The organism is Suilimivivens aceti, assembly GCF_025567405.1.
Classification (GTDB): Bacteria; Bacillota; Clostridia; order Lachnospirales; family Lachnospiraceae; genus Suilimivivens; species Suilimivivens aceti.
The window spans coordinates 1-16846 of the sequence record NZ_JAOQKJ010000024.1 but is presented as its reverse complement, the minus strand read 5'-3'; the positions used below and the strand labels follow the sequence as shown (position 1 = coordinate 16846).

Sequence of the window (16846 nt, the reverse complement as noted above, 5' to 3'; positions counted from 1 at the left end):
CTACCATTTCCTCTTCCTCCTCTCTATCTATTATATCGGCATACCGAAATATTATCAATAGAAAGTAAAAAGTTTTTGCAGGGTTTTAGAAATGCCATTTTACAAAAACATAAAGACACTTATAACCATCCCGACAAGCAGGAAAGGAACAAGCGGATATGCCTGTTCCTTCTCTGCTACACAATTTAGTTTTCTTATTTTCCTTATGCACTGCCTTACTACATGAAACAGTAACAGAAGACTCAGTGCCATAAGAAGTCCTGCAAGGGTCCGTTCAAACCCAAACACCAATCCGCAGGCTCCTGCCAGTTTGATATCGCCTCCTCCAATACCTCCTACAGTGATTCCTGCAATGAGCAGCGGTAATGCCACAAGAAGTCCTGTCAGATAAACAGGCTCCGGTGGAAGCAGGCTTACCCCGGCGATAAGTAGCGGCATCCAGTCCGGAATCATCCGCTTTCGGATATCAGAGACTGCTGCCAAAGACAGAACGAGAAAAAATAGGGTAAGCCTTATCATCCCTTCCACCTGCTACATTCCCATGCTCATGCCGGCGGATTCTTCCTGCTCCATGCCCTCTTCCGGCTCATCCTGATCAAGCACCGGTGTGAGAACACTCTCCTGATAAGCTGTTTCTACTGCCATGTCAAACTGCTGTTTCATGGACTTATCTGCAAAATACACGGAATCCTTATACTGCTCTGTGTGGGGCATCTTGGTTCGGGGCATTGTCACGGTAAGACCATAGTCATCCTGCTTAATCTTCACATTGCGGATCGTCATAATGCCTGCCACATTTACATCTGCATTGGCAAGCACACCTCTCTCCGGGTTATGCTCTGTGATGGTTACCTTAAAGGGTACCTGCTGTTCCATATTCTCTGTGTTATTTGTATTTTCCTGTGTAGCTGCATTTCTGGGCATACTCTCTTCCTCCTTCTTTCTCTGGTATTAACCGGCGTAGTTAAACATTTCCTGAATTCTTCTGGTAAGGGTAGGCATTACCACATCACCGAAGAGGGCATACAAACCGGCAAGCAAAAGGGCACCGATTACCACCGCAATCAAAATCTTAACTGCGGTATCCACATAGTTTTCTCCCTTCTTATCCTTTAACAGCATTGCCGCCTTTGCCACGGTTACCTTCATGTTTCCTGCTACCTTGTTCATCATCTTTCTCATTGATTTTTCCTCCATGTAATTTCATTTTATTTTTGTTATTTGGGTTTCTTACATACCGGTCATGTCCATTGCCTGACCTTCCGGTGCCTGCTGCATTTCATGATGCTTTGCCATACTGTTCTGACTCTGGGTAAGCGCCTGTTCATAGGCACCAAGGACTGCATCATTTAACTGCTTTCTGCATTCCGGTGTAATAGGGAAACAGATATCTTTATACTCATTCCCTACCTTGTAGCTGGGCATGGATACAAATAATCCATTGCTGCCCTCAATAATCTTGACTCCCCTGATGGCAAAGGCACCGTTAATGTTTACACTTGCGGTACCCTTTATGGACTCATTTGGTTTGATGGAGTGGATGCGTACATCAAAATCAAGCGGCTTCGTCTGCACTGCCTGTTCAGTCTGTGCATCGCCCTGGGTATTCTGCTGATTGTTTTTTGTTCCTTTTCCTGCCATGTTCTTCCCTTCCGCCTTACGGCTATTCCAATTTAAATGTTATTTCTGCAAAGCCTTTCGGCTCCACATAAAAATAGCGGCTTACCTCTTCCTCTGAAAATTCCACTACATCGGATATGGATAATGCATGTCCTTCAAAATCCCTTGGCACCCTTCTGCCAAACTTCTCCCAGACATCTTCCAGACTGAAGGTATCCACCTCTCCCTCGTAAACAAGCGCATACTCCTTTTGCTGTGGTTTTTCAAAGCCTCTCTTTTCCCTTTCTGCCAGACTGATAAACCGCATCATAAACGGACTGTCCTGTTCAAGCTGATAGATTCTTATCCTCCTTCCTTTGGATGCTTCCACTGTCATTTCCATCCCACCACCCTCTGACAGACGGTCATAGACTCCTGACCTTATTTCCACTGCCAGCTTTTCTTTCTCAGACAGGAAAGCTATGATTTCTTCTTTATCAAAAATGGAATCCAGCACTACTTTCCCCTCTGACAGATAACCTGCCGGATTTCCATAGTAGATAAGGATTCCATCACGAAAATATATGTTTTTCATACTGCTTCTCCATTCACATCCCTCGAAGATACGGTATCAACTGATTGTTCAGAAACTCATTGTCCTCACAATACAGGAATAATTTTGACATTCCAATTAAAAATGGTTTCCCATCTAACGTGTGGATGGTGATAATACTCCCTTCCTTGCAGTTTTTGATAAAATCTGCAATGGCAATCAGATTTCCATCCATCACTGTTTCACTGACCTTGTCATCCTGAATTTCAAAGGCCTTGTATTTACTTTTTAGCAATCCGCTCCTCCCTCCTGCTGTGCAAGTTTCAAAATCCTCGCGGCAAGTGCCACCTGCTTTTCATGGCTCATGGTCTTTACGGCTGCATGGACATAAGCCTCCACAGCTTCTGCATCCTGCTTTCCTACCTCTAAAATGTCTACCTTGGATATAACAATCTTCCCGGAGTTTATGGAAACCTTTAAGATATCCCCTTTCTCCATCTCCGCTTTTTGTCGCATTTCCAAAGGTATCAGTACCCTGCCCTTTTCATCTAACAGCTTATACACCGGCTTTTTCATCGCTCCCCTCCTCGGTCATACGCAAAACAATGTTTACTTTTTCTCTGGGGATGCCAAGCTCTGCACAGATATCCAGAAGTTCTTTGGGTACATCCTCTGACTCCACATCCTCCGTAGGCAGAATCACAATTTTTCTATCCAAGCAGACAATGTCCAGGTCTGCATCCAAGGGAATGTGTGCATCTGCAAGCAACTGTGGCGGCAGTTTCAACTCCGTTTCCCCACTCTGCAGCTCCTCCAATGGATTTTCCCCGGCTCTTTTCAACATGAATTCCCTTGATTCATTACGGTAATCCTTCTCCCCTGCGGCAAGATAAATCAGATTTACCTCCTCCCCGATACAGATGCCTGTCTGTGCAAGCAATACAATGGGAATTTCAATACAGCCTTTTTCATTCAGCACTCCTGTTATCTCGACTAACTGAACCATCTTCGTCCTCCTTCCTGCTACTGCCATGCCACACAGAAGTCTTCTGCTCATCAAACATTTCAAACAGATTCATCTGCATCGGCAGGCTCTTTCTTCTTTCTTCCATGTCATAGTTGGCAATCAGCACCTCCGGAAACTCACTTCCGTTATCATAGCGCTGTGCTAGATTGTTGATTCGTGTTACCGCTTCAATCTGAAAGTCCTGATACAATTCCCTGATGTACTCACAGTCATTGTAGGAGACCATGAATTTTCCCTCGATGCCTGCCAGCGTATCCCTAAGTCTTACATGGTCTTCTTTACGGAACACCACTTCATAATGCCCTTCGGTTTCAAAATACGGTGGATCGCAATAAAAAAAGGCATTCGGTCTGTCATACTGACGGATGAGTGCCTCAAAATCTTTATTTTCAATCACGGTATCTTTTAACCTCCGGTTTGCCTCCCAGAGAATAGTAAAGGTCTTCCTTATGTCAAATGGCTGGCACCCATAAGAGGTACAGCCACTTCCATAGCTGTAGCGGATAATCTTATAAAAGGCCGCCGCCCTTTTCACATCCCCGACTACTGCTCGTTCCATAAGGATGTCACAAATTTCCGCTGCCTCCGGCTCTTTCAGAAAATGAGTTGCTATCTCCAGTTCCTCTGCCAGATGCTCACTTTTGAATTCTTCCATCGTAAGGAATTTCCTGAGTGTCACAAACTCATCCCTGGAGTTAAGCGGCAGGAAAGACAATTCCCGAAGCAGTGCCATCGGTCTTTCCTTGACACAATAAAAGAGGTTTGCAAGATTCGAATTGAAATCATTGTAAACCTCCATACATTTATCAGGCGGCTTTCCAAATAAAACCCATCCGCCTCCGCCAAATACTTCTATGTAGCGGTCATAGTGCCCCGGCATTCTCAGGTATATCAGGTCACGGAGTGCCTTCTTACCGCCTACCCAACTGATAATGCTATTCAATTATGTCCTCCTCTCCTTTATTTCGGTCCCTCCATCTGCTGTGCCTGTCCTGTCACCAAGGATTCATCCACCAGCCTGCGGATGTCTGCAACTGTCTCCGGCATATCCGTAAAGTTCACATGGTGGTCACGTTCAACGAGTGGTGTGTACCAATAATCGTAGGGAATATAGTATTCCCTGATGGCACGCTTCTGCTCCTCCGTAAGCTCTGCATGTCCCTGCACCAATGGTCCTCCCGGTGTAAGGAATGTAGTACCCCAATGCTCACCGGATGATTCCAAGTCCAGTGTTACCAACGCAAGGGTCTGTATGCCGGATTCCCTTCCTCTTACCACCGCAGGCACCATAATCATACCATAGCTTTCATCCACATACCCTTCTCCATACACTTCCTCGAATGCCTGATGCATGGCAAGGAGCTTCTCGGCAGCATAGGATGTATTCTCCGTATTACAGGACGTATTTAAGAGCAGGAAATCTGTCTTGTCCAAGATTTCATTTATCTTGTCAATAAACTCCTGCTCTTTCTTTTCACATAATTCATCCTGCTGTGTGATGATATCGAAGCGGTCTTCTTCCACATTTAATGCAAGGGAGCTTCCGTTCTCCCACTTCATATGGATTTGCCCGATGTCATCCACATGGTCTACAACTCCCCGGCTCCCCGGCGGCACTGTCTGCTCCCCTTCCATGCTGTAAAGACGAATGGGCGTACCTTTCGGGTACTGTTCCTTAATGCGTTCTACTTCTTCTCTTCTTAACATGATTCTCCTTCCTCAATCTCCTTGATTCTTTTCTTTAGGCGGATTCAATATATTTATTAGCACATATCCATTCCCTGAACCTGTCCTCCCATCAGTTCCTCCTCGGTCATAACATTCCAGAAATTCTCGCTGTTCCAAAAACTGACATAGATTTCTCCGTCCTCTACTAAAATTGGATGCTGTTCAAAGCCTTCACCCCATCCGTCACTCATCTGTCCGGTCCAATATTCCTTTAACACTTCAATATCATGCTCTGTTAATGCTTCACTGACTTTACATTCCAGCACACCATAAACTTCGCCATCCACAATCTCTACCTTGGGATATGCAGACATTACTTTCGCCGCCACCACCAGACTTCTATCAAAGTAATGCATGAGACCTCTTGGCTCTTCCCCGACACAATATTCATTTTCAATGGTTTCTGCAATTTCCTCCGCATACGGTGTCAGATCGCTACGATATAAGTTTCCCCGCTCACAGCCACCTTCAAATAAATTTCCTGTCAGCGGACTATAAAGTTTAAATGTTTCATAGCAGTCTTCATCAATTTCTAACGGATCAGCAAACTCTCCATTATACTGCTGGTACTCTGAAAGTTCTCTGGTGGCTCCCACAAAACCATTTTCTACATAACCACTTTGCACAAGTGTTCCCTGTCTCTTATCCGCTGCAAAGGCTGCATAATTAATATGAGGGAGCAATAACTCATCCACATCAAATAACCCGGACTCTTCCACCATGTACTTTCCATACTCTTCATCATTGTGTACGAAAGGATTCACTTCAAATTCCCCAAGCAGTCTTGCAATACTTGTCACCTCAGTAGAACTACTAAATCCGGTAAATTCTACCACCATCGCAAGCTGCGTCATCTGCACTTCATCAAAACGTTTTACCGCCTGACATGTCTCATTAAATAATGTCAGTGCTTCCACACAATCAATGTTTTCCGGCATCGGTACAAGGATATCCGGTAAACGAAGGTTTTCAATTCCGGTTACTTCCATCTCCCAATAATCCTGCACCTGCAACCGCTCCTTTACCTTGTTCATGGAACTGATATCCGTTGGCAGGTACAGATACTCTGTATCTCCGGCTTTGTTCTGTAACTCGACAATTGCCACAGTCTCATCCGATGCAACGAAAGACGGAAATGTTTTTCCATTGTACACTTCCTGCATTTCAAAGCCATGCTCTACAAAAACTCCATAGGGCAGGACTTCCACCCGGCTCTCCTTTAAGGTTTTTTCCGCAAACTCAATAAAGTTGGTCTGCGCTTTTTCTTCTTCTGATATTCCCAAGAATTCATCCAAGTAAAGACGTTCCCCGACCTGTCTGGCATCTGAAAAATCTGTAAGCAATGAAAGACCTTTCATGCTGAATGTCAGATTGATTAAATCCTGCATGGTAGCCACACCATAATCCTCAGCATACGCTGACAGAACTTTTCTTTCATATTCCGTCATGCTTTTCATCCTCTTGGCAAAGAAATTGACTTCATCCATGTTTACGGTCTGACCTTCAAATTTGTGCAGGGGATTATCCTGCTCTGACACTTCCACAAGCCTGCATATGGGTACCGTTTCCTCAATGCCAATCCGCCTCATTTGGAAATTCAATTCCGCATCTGACAAAGGCAACTCGATATTTTTTCTTCCTCCGCTTAATACCTTAATCCGCATTCCACACCTCCTGCTTTACAATTTCCACTCCGCACTTCTCGATCACAAAAGCATTTACGATAAGCCTGAGTATCTCATCGGGTATCAGTTCCCGGTCTGTCAGTTCCGATAATCGGATATGCTTTGTTCCGCTATAAACATCCTTTGCCGCATGAAACAGAATATACTGCTCCAGTGTCACGCCTCCAAGCCTTACCCTGTCAAAGTAAATCCCGGTATCCAGAACATTTTTGCGGACCTTCTCCCATAAAATTCCATCAGCAGACAATAAAAAGACTGCGGCAGCATATCCCGGTGCATACTGCAATGTCTTTGCCCTCTTCCCCATCAGCAAGGAATAGAAATCATTTCTGTGCTTTGGATTACGGAATATCAGTTCCTTATCCACTTCACAAAAAATTTCATCCACCCTTTTCTTCAGATGCTCCATCTGCATTCTGCTGATCACGCAGTCAACGATTTCAGAATAATTTCCCCTGCTCCTCCAGTCCACATCCATCACACAGATACCATATCCTCTCGGTCTGTACCCCGGTGGCTGCTGCATCTGCCTTTCCAGCACCCGAAGTCCCGGACTCACACAAAATAATTTTGACATTTCCACCTCCAAAAAAATAAGGCGGCACCTATTCTATTTCTAAAATAAGTACCGCCTTGCGTTCATCCCTGCCCATATTCATTTTTAACTTTGCTTACCACTCCCTCCTTTTCGTTTTTCTCCAAATCACTCCCAAAACCATTTTTCCAGTCCTATGCATCTATAAAATTGGGCAAAAAAATCGGGCAAAAACTAGCCAATTTTCGGTCTAATTTTTGCCCTAAAACCACAACATCTTGTGGGCAAACCTTACTTTTTCTTCTCTTTTCCACAATACTGCATCATTATCACGCACTCAACAGTTGTTTCAGTTTCCAAGGGAAGTTCTTTTACTTCCTCACCATCAACAGGCACAGGAAAATTGAATACGATCTTCTTTATCCAGCTTCCGTCTTTCCTTTTCTCCGGGAACATCTCAATTCGCTCGATAAAGGCCTTCATAAACTCTTTCTGTTCTGCTTCCGTTGCGGAATGGTAGACTTCATCAAATGCCAGTAAGAGCCGATAAATGTTATCGCCGGAGATTTTCTCCTGCTGGATGCTGCGTATCTGACTTTGCAATTCGCCAATCTGAACTTCGATTTCCTCTATCGTATCATACTGTTCATCATATCGGCGCTGCAAATCCAAAATTTTTCTGTCATAGTGGGCATCGTTGATGTCCAAGGTATCCATCTGACGCTCCAAGCGGCTTTTCGTTCCAAAGGCTTGCTTTAGCTGCCCTTGCAGAACGGCGATCTGCTTTTCCATATCCTCTGTATCAACCGCCGTTCCGATTTTCGCTTGAATTGCTTCTACAAATCGGGGGTTATTGACCATAGCGGAAATGATCTTTGCCACAAATTTATTGATTTCCGTCTGCTCGATATTGAGCCGGAAGCTACACTCATGCCCTGTGGGTGTAACCGTATTTTTGCAGTAGTAATAATACCGTGTTTTCTTGTCCTTGCTGTGTGCCTTGGCGATATTGCCGTACATACTCTTGCCGCAGCATGGGCATTTCAAGATACCGGACAGGATGTGTGCATGGTCTGGATTATTGACCTTTTCCCGCTTAAAGGAATTGATCTTGCGCTTTTCCTGTGCCAGATACCAATCTTCTTCGGAAATGATAGCTTCGTGCTGCCCTTCATAAACCGGGAACTCCGACTGCTCAACCACGTGCATCTCGTTTCTTGTACCCTGTTTCTTTTCTGTTCTTCGTCTGCCGTAAGCAATCTTTCCCATATAAACAGGATTGTACAATACATTTTTCACAAAATCCCTTGAAAATCCCGGAATGGTATTATTCTGTCTTAGTTTCTTAGTATAACCATTGCGGTTCAGATATTTTGCAACTCCTGCAACACCCTCATTAGTGTGAATGTAACGGTCATAAATGACCCGAATTACTTCCACTTCATCCTCTGCAATGACAAGGTTTCCATTTTCCAGTTTGTATCCATATGGAGCGAAACCGCCGTTCCATTTGCCCTCACGAGCCTTTTGCTCACGTCCTGCCATTGTCTGTGTGCGGATATTTTCTCGCTCAATCTCTGCCACCGCAGACAGCACAGAAATCATCAGCTTTCCTGCATCCTTGGAGCTGTCAATGCCATCCTCCACGCAGATCAGATTGACACCGAAATCCTGCATGAGTTGCAAAGAGTTCAGAACGTCCGCTGCATTTCTGCCAAATCGGGACAGCTTAAAGACCAACACATAAGAAACATCATCTTTGCCGTCCTGGATGTCATTCAGCATCCGTTGAAACTCCTGCCGCCCTTGAATGTTCTTTCCGGAAAAGCCCTCGTCAGAATACTCCCCGGCAACGATCATATCCTCGTATGCCGCATACTTCCGCAGCTTGTCACGCTGGGCATCCAAGCTGTATCCGTCAACCTGCATCGAGGTGGACACTCTTGTATAAAGATAGCATTTAAGTTGTTTCTTTTTCAGAATCTCCACCTCCCTCATTCCTTCCTTTTACCATAAGTCCCTCGTTGCGGATATAATACTCCAAAAGCCACAGCACATAATCCGGTGCATGGCGGTTATCCAATTCCCATTCAGTCATAGTCCGGTAAGGAATATGGACGAGCTTGCAAAAATCTTTCCGATTCAGTCCTGTGCTTTCACGCAACTTTATAATTCTGTTTTTACAATCCATCCGTCTTTTCTCCACAAAAGCAAAAATACACGTTGCGTAATCATTATAGCATAGCCATAGTGAATACGCAACGTGTAAATTGCAAATTTTACGCAGCCTTATCCGTCAAAAGCTGCGCTTGATTACTTTCCTCGGAATGCTCCACTTCCTGCGGTGCGTCCTGTTCCAATTTATCCAAAACCTGATGTCCATATTTCTGGAGCATCTGGCTCATAACATCCACACAGCGGTCAAATGCCGCATTATATTTCGCTTCCTCATAATATTTCTTCAATAGGCGATTCCTCCATCAAAGTTCCATATCCTGTCCACGCTTCCGGGCAGGGTGTTCGTGTTCCTGTGTTTCCTTTCCTCTGATGAGGATAGAATTGATAAAAGCCCGAACCTTTTCGGATGCGATTTCCAGTGCATCCAGAAAGGGTTGGGCTTTCTGTTTGAGTTCCATATATTTTTCGTTTACCGCTTCATACCGCTGCTTCCAGATGGAAACCGTCTTTTCTGCGGAAGCCAGTTTTTCTTTCAGACGCTTGTTGTCAGCATTGGCGATAATGCCATTGACCGCATAGCGTTTGAGTGTGTCGCATTCATCCGGTGTCAGCGTGATATTGTTTCCGAATGTGGCTTTTTTGCCCATTGCTTCAATGTCCTGCACTGTCAGCGCAATGGTCTTTGCCGCCTTGGTTTCCTTTTTCAAAGATTCCAGTTTCTTTTTCTGTTTTGCTGTGGCAGCTTTGGCATCCTCCAAATTCTGTTCTGCCTGTGCCACCTGCCCGGTCACAGCTTCCAGCCGCTGCTGTTCTGCCTGCACCTTGAACTGGGTCACAGTCAGATGTTCCTCGGTGCTTCCACGTTCTCCACGCTCCAGATCGGTATATCCGGCAACTCGCATGAAATGAAAAAAGTCATCCTGCAACACACTGTAGGATGACCTCAAAATCTTTTTTCCTTTTGCGTTCAACATTGGATTACCGTCCTCGTCAAGCACCGGCTTGGACTCCCATTTCTTACTGCGGCTGACCTGTGTGATGACCTCCTTAACGATTCCCCGGAGGGCTTCATCCTTGCATCGCTTCGACCAAAGGATCTGCTTTTCCACCACCGGGATATAAACCACATGAAGGTGGTAGTGGTACACCTCCTCGCCCAGAGCTTCGGACATTGCCCGGTTGCGCTCATCGGCGTGCATCACAGCGGAGAGGATATACTGTTCACCGCCCACGATCTCTACGGCGGCTTTGTAGGCATCGGCATAGAACTCTTTTGCAAATTCATAGCCACCGTGGTTGTAGAAGTAAGCGGAGTTCACATCGAAGATCAACTCGCCGTATTTGACGGCATCCGGTTTCAGACCTCTGGTGGAGATCACGCCGTCTTGTTCCATCTGCTCAAACATTTTTACATAATCGTCCATGGGTGCTTTGAAATGAACGTTCAGAGAAGTGCGTTCCGGCACGATGTCCTGATTGCTGTAGCTGTCCTTTTCACGCTCATTGTGTTCCTGTACCTTAGCCACATCAGCCGGTGTTTCCAAGTCCTGATTTCTGGCTACGGTACGGTCTATTCCATCATTTCTTGCCATTGGATTTTTCCTTTCTTTGAGATTTGCAGACAGCGGAGGGCTGGAGAACGGCACTTTTTCAAAGTGTAATAACCCACTATTACACTTTCATCCATACTGGCTGCAAAGTGCCGTGGGCTCTCCGAGGGCTCTCCCGAGGGGGAATGCGGTCACTGCGGTGACCTCTGCTGACCAAGGCGAAAATGTCTACGCCTTTTCCCATGGTCAGCCCGTCTGCATGAAGCTGTTCTGTGTCAACTTCCTCTTGCAGCCGGTGTCCACAGACACTTTTTCAAAAACCTGTGGACATAGAAACAACCCGAACGAGAGGATGCGTGCTGTTTCTATAACGAGCGTTTTACGCTCTTTTGCTGCGTACATACGTACCAGTAATGGGATTTACTCGACCTGCCGCCATTCCTCCGGAATGTCCTCCGGTACGTACGTACACGGCGAATCTCCGTAAAACCCATTTATATGAGGTCGTGCAATGGCTTCCACTCCCATGAATCCCCAAACCCGCCGTCCGGCAGAGTTGGTGATATTGTTGCAATGTTCCAGATTGAATCTCCCGGCATTGGCAATCATGGCGTCGCTGAAGCTGCGGGCTTTCAGCGGTGCAAGGGAATTTTCTTCGCACCACATCCGGTAGATTTCATAGAAATCCTTGGAACTGATGGACGCATCCGCTTTACGCTGGATGTATCCCTCGGAATCCATGAAATCAAAGATATTGTTGTTGTCACGCTTGACCGCTTCCCGGTTTTCCCGGATACGGTCACTCTCCGTAAACTTAAAGTTGTTGGCAACAAGCCGCTGTAAGCCTTCAAATGCCCACAGGAAGATACCCTCGGATTCGGCTTTCATCTTCTCCGCAAGGTCGGGATCGTCAGCTCTGTCCACTGGCTTTTCCTTGGTGGTCAGCACAAGCTGTCTGCGATAAAATCCGTCACTGCGGTCATACAAGGCTTGCAGATCACCGTTGCTGAATGCCAGCAATCGGGCGAACATCCAGCCCTGATAACTCTGCTTGCCTTTGCGTTCCAAATCCATCTTGCCCTGTGCGGTGACAATGGATTTTACATAGTTGGTCTGGCGCAGAGCTTCCATCCGCATATCATCATCCACGCACAGGAGAATGTGTTCCAAATCGGCACGGGCGAAGCGGTTTTCAGAAATCTTGCCGATGCTGCCGTCTTTCATATTCGTGCCGAAGATGGTAGACAGTACCGCACCGATTTGAGATTTACCTTCGCCGCCGTTGCCTTTAATCACCATCATGCGCTGCCCCTTGTTGGAGGGAATCAGGCAATAGCCGATAAACTCCTGCAAAGTTGGAATGTCCTCGGTGTAAAGCAACCCATCCAGAAAGTTCAGCCAGATCACCGGCGCAGTAGCATCGGGATTGTAAGCAACCGGCAAACGGCTCCGCACGATAGCCGGTCTGCCCTCGGTAAATGTGCCGTTCAATAGCAGCGTACCGTTGGACAAATGAATCCGATCCTGCTCCGGTGGAAAGTCCGGCACTTGCGCTTCCAGTTTCAGCACTTCCAGAATGTTGGTGATTTTCCGGGGGATATTGTTTACGGCACAGAATTTCAGCTTGTCGTAAATCTCCCCACGCAGAGGAAGATCGTCCGTCACTCGACCATCGGGCGTGAAAAAAGCTCCGTTTGCGAAGATGATTCTGCGCTCCTGCAGAAATTCTTCACAAAACAGAGCTTCGTTGATGTTCTGCCCGTCAAACCAGACAGGCAAATTCATATCAGGCGTTTTCCGGTTCTTCGCCATGGTGCGCCACCTCCTTTTTCTTTCGTGTGATGTACTCTTGCAGAAAAGCAATTTTGCCGTCATGCATCAGCTTGTCCACCAATGCCACCCGTTCTTCCAGATCACCCACCGTCAGCACATCTGCCATATATTCGATATAGCAGTGCATCTGGCAGGCTTCCACAAAACGGTCATCCAGAGCATCTTCCGGTGTCTTGGGTGCGTATCGTACTTTCCAATCTTCCAGCAGATGCAGATAATCCGTCAGCACCCGGAAACACAGCATTTCATCCTCCCGTAACTGACGGATATAGGGACGCTTCGGCTTGACCATAGCTGCGGCAGTGGGCGGTTTTGGGTCAAGTCCAAAGTCCGCAGCCAGCTTTTGCGCTGCTTCATAACTGCTCAGATCGAACAGCCTTGCCACAAGGTCGATTACGTCCCCCTTGGCTCCGCAGCCGAAGCAGAAAAAATAGTCCTCATTCAGCTTCAAGCTCGGATGCCTGTCGTTGTGGAACGGGCAGCAAGCCATGCCGTTGTGGCTCACTTTCAGCCCGTAGTGTTCGGCGGCTTGCTTGACGCTGATTGCCGCCTTGATGGTTTCATAGATTGTCATAGAAAACCCTCCGTTCATAATATTCTGGAAAGCACGAAGCACCCGCCGTGATTGGCAGGTGCTTCGCTCCTTCTATTATGGTTATGACGGATTTTTCAAAAAACAGGCTAATGACAGGACAATCCTGTTTCAAAAAACAGGACAACTTATCTGAGGACGTAGATTTCTTTACATTTACATGATATAATTAGAAAAATGAAAAAACAGGACAGGAGGGCAAGCATGAATCAAGAATTGATGACATTGGATTTCTGGCAGGATACGGTCATATATGAGGGCAAAACATTCCCTGTCGGCACGCTTGCCTGTGATGCACTGAATGTTCCTGTGAATACCATTGCAAAAATAAACGAGCAATGCGAGAAAATCAATCTGCTGCTTGGAATATTAAACGCCGGACAGGATGCTTCTGCACTCTGTCCTATTGCAAAGGAAGCTGCTCTGACGATGCTTGATATTCTCAGTCAAACACCGCCGTTCTCCTATATGAATATCTCAAAGCACAGAGAACGGATTGAAAAAGTCTTTACTGTGGACAATGCGCTGAAATATGTGGAGTTCGCCATAAAAGCCGCAACCAATTCTTTGCAATTTGAAGAAATCCAGAACTTTGCCGATGCGATGATGCTCCAACGCTATACCGCAGTTTTCGGGCATCTGGCATACTCCCTTGGGGAATACCAAACGGCCATGCTTGATTTTGCAGAAAAAACAGACGGCAACGAAGCAGAGCGCACCGCAGAGGGTTTTGCAAAAATGTTCGGCAGCTATTTCCCGCCGGAGTTTTCCATCACGGAAGGCAATGCCTGGATGTCTACCCTGAACAATTCCGTTCAGTATGTATCCGTCATCCGTCCCGGCGAAAAAGTTGCGAAGCTGGTCAAGCGGATGCACTATGTATCCTTTGTAGGGATGTTCCGGTCTGATCTTTTTGAGGGCTTATGTGTTGGTCATGCACCGAAGAAATGCCGGATCTGCGGCAAGTGGTTTCTGACCACCAACGCAAGGCACACCAAATACTGCGGTGGCTATGCACCGGGGGACAAGCTGCACCGCACTTGCCGTCAGATCGGTAATCTGAAAGGTAGAGAACAGCGAGAACTTGCGGACGATCATCCGCTGAAGCAGATTTATGAAAAGCGACTGAATACCATAAACCGCTATGTGAAGCGTGGTACTCTGGACGCTGATTTTGCAGAGGTTATGAAAAAGCTGGCAAAGGATAAAATGCTTCGAGCGCTGAGCAATGTCGCCTATGCCAAAGGTGATTACGAAAAAGAGATGGGACAGGCTGCTTTGAAGAAAGAAGCAAAATTACGGACGAAATGAGGAATATGTAATGGCACAGAAATATGATTTAACTGATATTGGGAATGCGCTTAGCCGGGTTATGGACAATCCTATGACCAAAATAATCCGTTCTGGCTCTATTGGTGTGTTGGGCGTAGTAAACCCAGTTGCGGGAATTGTAGGCGGAATAGGAAATGATCTTCTATCTGAATACAATACCTTCAAACTCGGCCATCTACTGAACGGTCTTGCATCTGGCTTTAATCTCGAAAGAAGATTGAACGAGCTTTACAACTATGTAAACTCCAGCCCGGAAAAGGCTATTATCGTAGCCAATCTGTTCAAACAAACCGTAAATGCAGAATGCCCAAAGGTTTGCGTTATTTATGGTCTAATTCTTGCAAACCATTTAGAAACACTTACAGAATTCACGCACGAAGAATTGATTGTCTGTAAAGCTTTGGAAAACGCTACGGATTATGATCTGAAGAATTTCAAAGAAATAATGGAGAACTATCTTAAGCCAACATCAAATGGAAGAAGAATTGTATTTCCAAAAGACTTTGCAGATATTGCTGCTTTCACCACCACATGCGATTGGTGTGTATATAATAGAATCTTTGTTTCCCGCACGGCAGAGTGGGGTGAAATGGAAGAAGGCGTTTTGGATATGAGCACGTACTATTACGAGGCAAATCCTGCATCTGTTCTTCTGGATAATATAAATGCTGCAAGACAAACTTGGAATTATGGTTAATTATTCCCGCTGATTACTTAGAAGGGAGGTGCGCTATGCTGAATGATTTTACATGGAATATGACCGGATACATACCAAAACACCAAGTCAATCCTCACAGTGATAGTATCATTCCCTATGTGGCAGAGCGCATCTTCCAACTGGAACCGGAGCCGCCAGCAGTGGACAGTCTGAACGAATATATCCTGTCTGCCTTGCAGGAAAAGAATTTGATACATTTCTCATTCTTCCTACACCACTACGAGCCGCAGCTTAACAAGCGCATCAAAGACTTTCTCGGTGTGGACGGCGGCAATCTATACGACACAGACCGATTTATAGATATAAAGCTCTCCTGCCGGGAGCAAATGCTCCAAAAGCTGATGGACTATGACCTTGCCAAGGGTGCAGAGTATGCTACATACATTTTCCCGTTCATCCGGGATGCTATGCTCCGTTTTCGCATGGGCGAAGAAAAATGGTCGGTATCTTCTCTGACCAATTATAAAATGGTGCGGTCAATGGCATGGCTGTACCATAACACCAAGGATGCGGTCAGCGAGTTTTCCAAGAAATACAACTGTGATCTTGCTCTTGCGGAAGAATATCTGAAAGTTGTCCGTGGCATCCGTAACCAGCAGCCATTTTATGTGACGGACGAGGACGGAGAAGAAACAGGCGAAGATGTTGCCCTGGATGATACTTGGAACTATACCGACATCCTATGGAATGGTATACAGGCAGAAAAGGTACAGCGGGCATTTGAGAAGCTGAACTATCGGGAACAGACCCTGCTTGAGAAGCGTCTGGCAATCTGCATGACCTGTGGGCGTGTCGGTTCATGGAAAGAGCGTCCCACCTTTGAAGAACTGGCGGTTATGTTTGAGGGCAGTACAGCCAGCGGTGCAGAACGAGCCTACCGAAAAGCAGTGGACAAGTTGACGGAATTGTTGGTTGCCGAGGGCGCAATCCATGCAGTCCGGCTAAAACAGAAATCCAAGATCAAGCGAAAAAAGAAAATCGCCGCCGCAATCTACGAATATCAGGCAGACTGCGACGGCGAATGGGGCGAAATATCATTAGATTTTGAGAACGGCAAGGCAGAGGTCATTTTGCTTGCCGATTGGGATACAGTGAAAACAAACAAATTTGCAAGCAGAGCAATCGCCTATCTTCTGAACTGTGAGAACGAAAAATTACCCAAGGAAATAATGGTGGCCTTTGAATAACGAGGGAGTGAGATATATGGAACAATTATTGATTATTGAAGATGATATAGGGTTGAATCAGGGTTTAAGTAAAGCACTGAAAGCAGATGACCGTCAGATTATATCCTGCCAAGACCTAAAAACGGCGAAGGAACAGCTTCTTTGCGGCGGTGTATCCCTGATCCTGCTGGACATCAATCTGCCGGATGGCAGCGGGCTCGAGCTGCTCCGGGAGGTCAAGGAAAACACACCCTATATTCCTGTTATTCTGCTGACTGCCAACGACACCGATCTGGACATCGTAGACGGACTGGAGAGGGGCGCTGATGATTATATTACCAAGCCCTTTT

Annotated in this window: 22 protein-coding genes; 4 read left to right on the top strand and 18 right to left on the bottom strand. The window is 46.1% G+C overall.

Annotation, left to right across the window (positions count from 1 at the left end; translation table 11 throughout):
- Positions 1-99: 99 nt before the first annotated feature.
- The 18 genes from OCV77_RS16120 to OCV77_RS16035 form a co-directional block, all read right to left on the bottom strand.
- Complete coding sequence (locus tag OCV77_RS16120) at positions 100-519, bottom strand: prepilin peptidase (RefSeq protein WP_148448412.1); 420 nt, start codon at positions 517-519, stop codon at positions 100-102.
- Positions 520-531: 12 nt separating this feature from the next.
- The gene (locus OCV77_RS16115) at positions 532-924 is read right to left on the bottom strand and encodes a septation protein SpoVG family protein (protein ID WP_147618290.1); all 393 of its coding nucleotides are present in this window, start codon (positions 922-924) and stop codon (positions 532-534) included.
- A 27-nt stretch (positions 925-951) separates the two neighbouring features.
- Entirely contained in the window at positions 952-1149 is a 198-nt protein-coding gene (locus OCV77_RS16110) for a DUF6133 family protein (protein ID WP_226947616.1), read from the bottom strand.
- Positions 1150-1230: 81 nt separating this feature from the next.
- Complete coding sequence (locus OCV77_RS16105; RefSeq protein ID WP_147618289.1) at positions 1231-1641, bottom strand: SpoVG family protein; 411 nt, start codon at positions 1639-1641, stop codon at positions 1231-1233.
- Between the two features lie 22 nt (positions 1642-1663).
- Entirely contained in the window at positions 1664-2194 is a 531-nt protein-coding gene (locus OCV77_RS16100; protein ID WP_147618288.1) for a YodL domain-containing protein, read from the bottom strand.
- A 13-nt stretch (positions 2195-2207) separates the two neighbouring features.
- Positions 2208-2447 (bottom strand): hypothetical protein, encoded by a 240-nt coding sequence (locus OCV77_RS16095; protein WP_147618287.1) that lies wholly within the window; start codon positions 2445-2447, stop codon positions 2208-2210.
- On the bottom strand, positions 2441-2728 hold the full coding sequence (locus tag OCV77_RS16090) for an AbrB/MazE/SpoVT family DNA-binding domain-containing protein (RefSeq protein WP_069157768.1): 288 nt from the start codon (positions 2726-2728) through the stop codon (positions 2441-2443). The genes OCV77_RS16095 and OCV77_RS16090 overlap by 7 nt, the downstream gene beginning before the upstream one ends.
- Positions 2709-3158 carry a hypothetical protein gene (locus tag OCV77_RS16085; RefSeq protein WP_147618286.1) on the bottom strand — a complete coding sequence of 150 codons (450 nt, stop codon included), beginning with the start codon at positions 3156-3158 and terminating at the stop codon, positions 2709-2711. The genes OCV77_RS16090 and OCV77_RS16085 overlap by 20 nt, the downstream gene beginning before the upstream one ends.
- The gene (locus OCV77_RS16080; protein ID WP_262575984.1) at positions 3121-4122 is read right to left on the bottom strand and encodes a DNA adenine methylase; all 1002 of its coding nucleotides are present in this window, start codon (positions 4120-4122) and stop codon (positions 3121-3123) included. Before OCV77_RS16080 ends, OCV77_RS16085 begins: the two co-directional genes overlap by 38 nt.
- A 17-nt stretch (positions 4123-4139) precedes the next feature.
- Positions 4140-4886, bottom strand: coding sequence for a DUF4314 domain-containing protein (locus OCV77_RS16075; protein ID WP_148448414.1), 747 nt, complete (start codon positions 4884-4886; stop codon positions 4140-4142).
- 56 nt (positions 4887-4942) lie between these two features.
- On the bottom strand, positions 4943-6571 hold the full coding sequence (locus OCV77_RS16070) for a hypothetical protein (RefSeq protein WP_147618284.1): 1629 nt from the start codon (positions 6569-6571) through the stop codon (positions 4943-4945).
- A complete protein-coding gene (locus tag OCV77_RS16065; RefSeq protein WP_148448416.1) occupies positions 6561-7169 on the bottom strand; it encodes a hypothetical protein in 609 nt (202 codons plus the stop codon). The genes OCV77_RS16070 and OCV77_RS16065 overlap by 11 nt, the downstream gene beginning before the upstream one ends.
- 249 nt (positions 7170-7418) lie before the next feature.
- Positions 7419-9107 (bottom strand): recombinase family protein, encoded by a 1689-nt coding sequence (locus OCV77_RS16060; protein WP_334307707.1) that lies wholly within the window; start codon positions 9105-9107, stop codon positions 7419-7421.
- Entirely contained in the window at positions 9088-9318 is a 231-nt protein-coding gene (locus OCV77_RS16055; RefSeq protein ID WP_015540908.1) for a helix-turn-helix domain-containing protein, read from the bottom strand. Before OCV77_RS16055 ends, OCV77_RS16060 begins: the two co-directional genes overlap by 20 nt.
- An 88-nt stretch (positions 9319-9406) precedes the next feature.
- Entirely contained in the window at positions 9407-9592 is a 186-nt protein-coding gene (locus OCV77_RS16050) for a hypothetical protein (RefSeq protein WP_117760531.1), read from the bottom strand.
- A gap of 15 nt (positions 9593-9607) precedes the next feature.
- The gene (locus tag OCV77_RS16045) at positions 9608-10897 is read right to left on the bottom strand and encodes a plasmid recombination protein (RefSeq protein WP_262575981.1); all 1290 of its coding nucleotides are present in this window, start codon (positions 10895-10897) and stop codon (positions 9608-9610) included.
- 378 nt (positions 10898-11275) lie between these two features.
- A complete protein-coding gene (locus OCV77_RS16040) occupies positions 11276-12667 on the bottom strand; it encodes a DNA primase family protein (protein ID WP_262575980.1) in 1392 nt (463 codons plus the stop codon).
- Positions 12642-13262 (bottom strand): CHC2 zinc finger domain-containing protein, encoded by a 621-nt coding sequence (locus tag OCV77_RS16035; RefSeq protein ID WP_117526574.1) that lies wholly within the window; start codon positions 13260-13262, stop codon positions 12642-12644. Before OCV77_RS16035 ends, OCV77_RS16040 begins: the two co-directional genes overlap by 26 nt.
- Before the next feature lie 222 nt (positions 13263-13484).
- On the opposite strand from OCV77_RS16035, the gene OCV77_RS16030 reads away from it, so the two are divergent.
- From OCV77_RS16030 to OCV77_RS16015, 4 genes are all read left to right on the top strand, one after another.
- A complete protein-coding gene (locus OCV77_RS16030) occupies positions 13485-14591 on the top strand; it encodes a DUF6076 domain-containing protein (RefSeq protein ID WP_262575979.1) in 1107 nt (368 codons plus the stop codon).
- Positions 14592-14601: 10 nt separating this feature from the next.
- The gene (locus OCV77_RS16025) at positions 14602-15309 is read left to right on the top strand and encodes a hypothetical protein (RefSeq protein WP_055199524.1); all 708 of its coding nucleotides are present in this window, start codon (positions 14602-14604) and stop codon (positions 15307-15309) included.
- Positions 15310-15344: 35 nt separating this feature from the next.
- Complete coding sequence (locus tag OCV77_RS16020; RefSeq protein WP_262575977.1) at positions 15345-16517, top strand: sigma-70 family RNA polymerase sigma factor; 1173 nt, start codon at positions 15345-15347, stop codon at positions 16515-16517.
- A gap of 16 nt (positions 16518-16533) precedes the next feature.
- A partial coding sequence (locus OCV77_RS16015; RefSeq protein ID WP_262575976.1) for a response regulator occupies positions 16534-16846 on the top strand: 313 nt, incomplete at its 3' end.